Below are 5997 nucleotides of genomic sequence, written 5' to 3' on the forward strand. Positions count from 1 at the left end.
GATACCCGCTGCCGCTGCCCGCCCGAAAGCTGGTTCGGCATTTTTTGGGACTGGCTTTCTAGTTCGAGACTGCTTAGCATATGCCGAACTTGATCCTGGATTGTACTGTCCGGTATTTTCTTTAGGCGAAGCCCAAATGCTATATTTTCAAAGGCGTTTAGGTGCGGGAACAGTAAGTCTTCCTGATAGAGATATACGATATTTCTTTTTTCAGGTTTTTTATGTGTGATGTCTTCTCCCTTGAGGCGGATATATCCCGAATCGGGAGAAACCAATCCACCGATGGTCTTGAGCATGGTCGTTTTTCCGCATCCGGATTTTCCCAAGATACTCAGGGTTTTTTTGGCATCCAAAGAAAACGTCAAGTCCTTGACCACTTGTTCGCGACCGAAGCTTTTAACGATGTTCTGTACTTCTAGGAACATGAATTCTGTTTATAACGATATTCGGTTTTTCTAGACCGCTCAATTATTTTTGTCTGATTTACTTTTTGTGACTAAATCGCAATGGGTCGCTACGCACCAAATGGATCGGGTGCGCAAAGTTCGCAAAGCGATTTGGATTAGCTACCCTTAAGCATATTAAATCGCCTCGAACAACTTCCCCGGCAACGGCCGAACCACCCCTTTCATTTCCATATTCAAAAGGGTCGACGAAACCTTGAAAATCGGTAATTGGCATTCCAGCGCAATACTGTCCAGCTGCTGTTTGCCATCCTTTAATAGATGGTCGTAAATGATTTGTTCCGTATCGTCCAGTGCTACGAAAAGCTGCTTTTGTACGTTTTGGGCCTTTTTTTCCGGGATATCCCAATTCAACAAATAGACCAGGTCGGCCGCCGAGGTCATCATGTGCGCCTTTTGTTGTTTGATAAGATTGTTGCATCCGACGCTATATCTGTCTTTTGTACGTCCCGGTACGGCAAACACGTCTCGGTTGTAGCTATTGGCAATATCGGCCGTGACCAAGCTGCCCCCTTTTTCGGCGGATTCTACCACGACCGTGGCTTCGCTCATACCCGCAATGATTCGGTTTCGCTTTAGAAAATGTTCCCGTTCGGGCTGGCTCGTACTCCAGAATTCGGTGTAAAATCCGCCGTTTTTTTCTACATCCTTGAGATATTTCGAATGTACTTTCGGATACATCTGGTTGAGTCCGTGCGCCAAGCATCCTATGGTCTGCAGGCCGTGTTTGACCGCCAATTTTTGTATGGTTATATCTACGCCATAGGCGAATCCGCTGACGATAATTGGGTTCAAGGGAGCGATATCCTCGATAAATTTCTCGCAGAAAGCGACTCCGTAGCTTGTAATATTCCGGGTGCCGACCACGCTGATAATCTTTCTTTCCGACAGATCAATATTTCCACGTTTGAAGAGCAGCATGGGGCTGTCTGTGCAGTGTTTCAAATATTTAGGGTGATCCGCATCCAAAAAATAAGTATACTTGATCTGATTTTTTTGGATGTAGGCATACTCCTCTTCGGCAGCTTCCCGGTGCTGTGCGTCGTAAAGATTGCGTAAAGTATAGGAACCGATACCATCGATTTTAAGAAGCTGTTGCCGCTTATCCTCGAAGACCGCGGCGGGACTCCCGCAGTGATCAATCAGTTTTTTGGCCGACACATCACCGATATGGGGAATATCCTGCAGGCGTAAGACCGCAATGAGTTCATTTTTATCCATTTGGTAAGCCATCAAAGTTATTCACAAAATCCCCCAAATATAATGTTAATAAAAAGTAAGCGAACGACTGGCATCCCCCTTTATATTTTATAATCTTTGTCATGTATGGTATTGGAACATTATATATCAGAATTACTCTACCGGTATAACTGCGTTGTAATACCCGGTTTTGGGGCGTTTTTGACCCAGTCTAGGTCGGCCATAATCCATAAGGATACCCATACTTTATATCCTCCGGCGAAAACCGTATCCTTCAATCAACAGCTGATTTCCAATGACGGATTATTGGTTTCCTATGCCGCCGAGGCCCAAAAGACCACTTTTGAGGCCATGTTGAAACAAGTCGAGGAAGAGGTTGTCGATTGGAAATTAAGACTGCAAAAAGGGGAACGATTGCAATTGGCCGATATCGGTGAAGTTTGGTCGGGCACCGAAGGCAAAATTCAGTTTCAACCGTCTGGGAAGACCAATTATTTGACCGCTTCTTACGGAATGTCCTCCTTTGTCGCTGCACCCGTAGCCCGGGAAGTCCTGAAAGAAGAAGTGGCCGCCTTGGAAGAAAAAACACCTATTGCCTTCACGCCAGAAAAACGGGAAGCCGTCGCGGCCCGGCCCTATCTGAAATATGCCGCTGTAGTACTTTTGGCGTTGACCACCGGATTTACAGGGTTCCAATTCTACAAAGCGGAACAGAACAATCAGCAAGTCGTTCGTGAAGAGGCCCATAAACAGGTCTCAAAACGGATTCAGGAAGCCACTTTTTTTGATACCGAGCCCTTAGAACTGCCCACGATTACCTTAAAGACCACAAAGAAGGCAAGTACGGATAAAGCTGGGCGAAAAACGCATCATATCATTGCCGGAGCTTTCCGGTACCGGACCAATGCGGATAAAAAAATCGAGCAACTGAAAGAGCTTGGGTTCCATCCTTCCTACATTGGCACAAACCCCTTCGGTCTTCACATGGTCGCCTACGACAGCTTTATCGATGCCCAACAGGCGCTGCAGGCGCTTCACAAAATCAAGCGTACGCAAAAGGACGCCTGGTTGAAATCGGTGCGCTAGTACTTCCTATTTTCTTTGGCCTAGAGGGTGAATCCCCTTGTTGAATTACATGTGTTTCCCGCATTTCATAATTTTCAGTGCGTTATCCACATCGGCACCTACTATTTTACTATCCATACATCATCCGTATAGAACCATACATTATTCCAGTCTAACTATACGTGAATTCTTCATTTTTGTTTCCATAAATATCTGTAAATTAAATAGTTACATGTTACAATGCTTGCATATTTTGTTACATATGTGGCACGCTTACTAGCGGGGTGCATGTACTTTTGAGTTCCATCAAAAATGTTATCGATAGATCTGTATGAACCTTCTAAAAAAATACCGGTTGGTGGTAAGGTCATTGAACTTATGCCATACACGTATGCCCGGTCGGGAGACTTTCACTTTATATATATGCTATTTTATATGTTCTTGTGCACTTCTCTCGGCCCAGTCCGAACAAAAAATGGCTTTTACCCCAATAGATAATGGTCTTTCTAATGAATGGGTTTCATGTATAACCCAAGATTCCATAGGTTTTATCTGGATAGGCACCCAAGACGGGCTTTATAGATATGATGGATATCGATTTAAAGTGCTTCGCAATTCTCCAGAAGAGCCCCAATCGCCAGCTGCGAATTGGATCCGGGATATCACTATAGATGCAAAGAACAATTTTTGGTTGGCCACTTACGGTGGGGGAGTTACCAAGTTCTCTCCCGGAAAGATGGATTTTATGAACTTTTCAAAGGGTGGATCCAACGCATTTCAAGGGAAGTTGGTTTCGCACATCGCACCGGCAGGTAAAAATCATGTAGTCAGTTCTTGGGAAGAAGGATATGCGATTTTTAACGTAAAGACCAATACCCATACGAAATTGGCCGTTGAGGCCTTTAAATCGGCATTGACTTCGAAGGATGAAACCCTTTGGTTGGCAGGATCCAGTAATACCTTGCTTTCGTACGATATTAAAACAAGTGTGTTAAAACAGGTCTCTACCTTCGGAGCACCCATTTATTTATTGAAATATATCCCAAAAATAGGATTGTTAGTAAGTCTTCCGAACAAACTTTTGTTACTCAAAGAAGGAACTGCTGTAAATGAAATTGCGACCGATGAAGCTTTTAACCTGATTACGCACGATCAGCAGGGCAATTATTACATGGCAACCGCTACATCTATTGTCAAGTTGGATCTCGATCGCTTTCACATTGAACCCATAGCTACCGATCTGAACGTGCCGGAACTAAAAATAACGGCCCTATCTGTAGACCGTCAAGGTAGTCTATGGGTGGGTACGGATAAGGGCCTGTTTAAAGAAAGAAAATACAATATCGCTTTTCTTCAAACTAGAATACCTCTTCATGCCCGGCGCATTATTAAGCATGATGAAGTTCTTTATATAGGTGGCGATAACGGCTTGTTCAAAGTCGAGCAAGACCGGACTACCTGTCTGGCAGATGCCAAGCGGGTCATGGGTCTATTAAGCGAAGCCGGGCAACTTTTCGCGAGTACCGATGATGCCACCGTGTATAAATTTATCGGAGATAGCCTGTCCACAATGATTCCGATATCCACAAAACGGGGACAGGACTTAATTGTCAGGGCTTTGGCCCGAGATAAGGCCGGTAGATTATGGGTCGGTTCATGGGAAGGATTGTATGTTTTCGACCGGAATTACAGACTCCTCAAATTCATTTCCCTTACTACAGAATCCGGTAAAGGTGAGGTAAAAATCACCAATCTACATATAGACGCCGAAGATAATCTATGGATTACTTCTACTTTCGATGGTATATTCAAGATTGAAAACACCTCGGAAATTACGCTCAAATCCGTAGCTGACAAAATAGAAACGTACAGAAAAATCGAGGGAAACAATACCTCTCTTACCAGCAATATCATACTGACCCTAGAAGAGGATGAAGAAGGCCAAATGTGGTTCGGTACGGACACCGGGGTGGTGAAATACGATCGAAAAACAGATGATTTTTCAAGACTTCGGTACCAGGGCAAGTTATTCGATAGAAAAATCATGACCATAAGAAAGGATGCTGCCCGAAATTTGTGGATTACGACCATCAACGACGGTTTGTATGTGTATAACCAAGTCAAGAAAACTATTCGGCATTATACGGAAAAAGATGGCTTGATCTCAAATGCCTTTCTATTCGGATCGGGATTTTTTGACGCCGTAAACAAGATAATGTATTTTGGTACGGATGAAGGGGTGCAACAAATCGATTTGTCGCGGCCATTCGCCAAAAACCAAATGAACACCCCGGTGGTGACCGATTTTGAGGTGAACACAGCCAATGGAGATGCCGTTTTTTCCCCTTGCGTCGCGCCTTTTTTGAACGACATATCACTAGCCCCGGACCAAAACGATTTCTCGATCAGCTTTTCCGCATTGGATTTTACCAACCCCGAAAAGATACAATATGCCTATGCCCTGGATGACGATGCCATTAAAATCACGAATTACCAGACCGCTTATTTTACCAACGTTCCCTTCGGAAGCCACGTGCTGAAAGTTCAAACCTTATATGATGGGGTTATTCAAAATCGCGGTATTTCGAATCTTAATATATACATCGCCCCTCCCTGGTATTTAAGCCGATTCGCTAAATTCCTCTACTTTCTTTTGTCGTGTGCCATAGTTATCGGGATATATTTTTACTTCAAATGGCGATGGAGCATGAAATTGAGTATGAAATTAAAGGAAGAAGAGGCCGAACGCTTGAAGAAATTGAATGATTTCAAGTCCGATCTGTATACGGATATCGCCCATGAGTTCAAGACACCCTTGACCCTTATCGCTGGCCCCATTGACCAAAAACTCTCGGAGGCGGGTCTTTCGGATGTCGACCATACCAATTTTGCAATGGTCAAACGCAATACGCGCCGGTTGACCTCGCTTGTCGATCAATTGTTGCAGTTGGCAAAACTTGAAAGCGGAAAAATAAACTTAAAAATTGCAAAAGGAAATCTATCCCTCTTCGCACATACCATCACAAAATCATTTGAATATCAGGCCCGTCTTAAAAACATCGCATTTTCCGTTGAAATCCAACCAATGGAGGGCGTATGGTACGATGAGGATGTTATCGAAAAAATCACCACCAACCTGCTCTCCAACGCCTTTAAATATACCCCGAAAAATGGAATCTGCGAGTTTCTGGTCGCAAGGAATGAGGGACAGGTACGCATAAGCGTGATCAATACCATATCACCGGGCTCAAAAATGGAGACCGAAAAA

The 5997-nt window shown here is 44.0% G+C and carries 4 protein-coding genes; 2 read left to right on the forward strand and 2 right to left on the reverse strand.

What is annotated here, in order from left to right:
• Positions 1-425: ABC transporter ATP-binding protein (locus ACEW8S_RS01630; RefSeq protein ID WP_373516446.1), on the reverse strand; the 425-nt coding region annotated here is incomplete at its 3' end.
• Positions 426-581: 156 nt separating this feature from the next.
• A complete protein-coding gene (gene dprA / locus ACEW8S_RS01635) occupies positions 582-1685 on the reverse strand; it encodes a DNA-processing protein DprA (RefSeq protein ID WP_373516449.1) in 1104 nt (367 codons plus the stop codon).
• 105 nt (positions 1686-1790) lie between these two features.
• Here dprA and ACEW8S_RS01640 point away from each other — a divergent pair, with 105 nt between their 5' ends.
• Positions 1791-2750 (forward strand): SPOR domain-containing protein, encoded by a 960-nt coding sequence (locus tag ACEW8S_RS01640; protein ID WP_373516447.1) that lies wholly within the window; start codon positions 1791-1793, stop codon positions 2748-2750.
• Positions 2751-3204: 454 nt separating this feature from the next.
• The coding region (locus ACEW8S_RS01645; protein ID WP_373516448.1) for a two-component regulator propeller domain-containing protein at positions 3205-5997 on the forward strand (2793 nt) is incomplete at its 3' end.

The sequence above is a fragment of the Pricia sp. genome (assembly GCF_041745955.1).
In the GTDB taxonomy this organism is placed as follows: domain Bacteria; phylum Bacteroidota; class Bacteroidia; order Flavobacteriales; family Flavobacteriaceae; genus Pricia.

What these genes read in the sequence shown, in the direction of transcription:
- dprA (WP_373516449.1), bottom strand. Translation starts at nt 1,685, where the DNA reads ATGGATAAAAATGAACTCATTGCGGTCTTACGCCTGCAGGATATTCCC.
- ACEW8S_RS01640 (WP_373516447.1), top strand. Translation starts at nt 1,791, where the DNA reads ATGGTATTGGAACATTATATATCAGAATTACTCTACCGGTATAACTGC.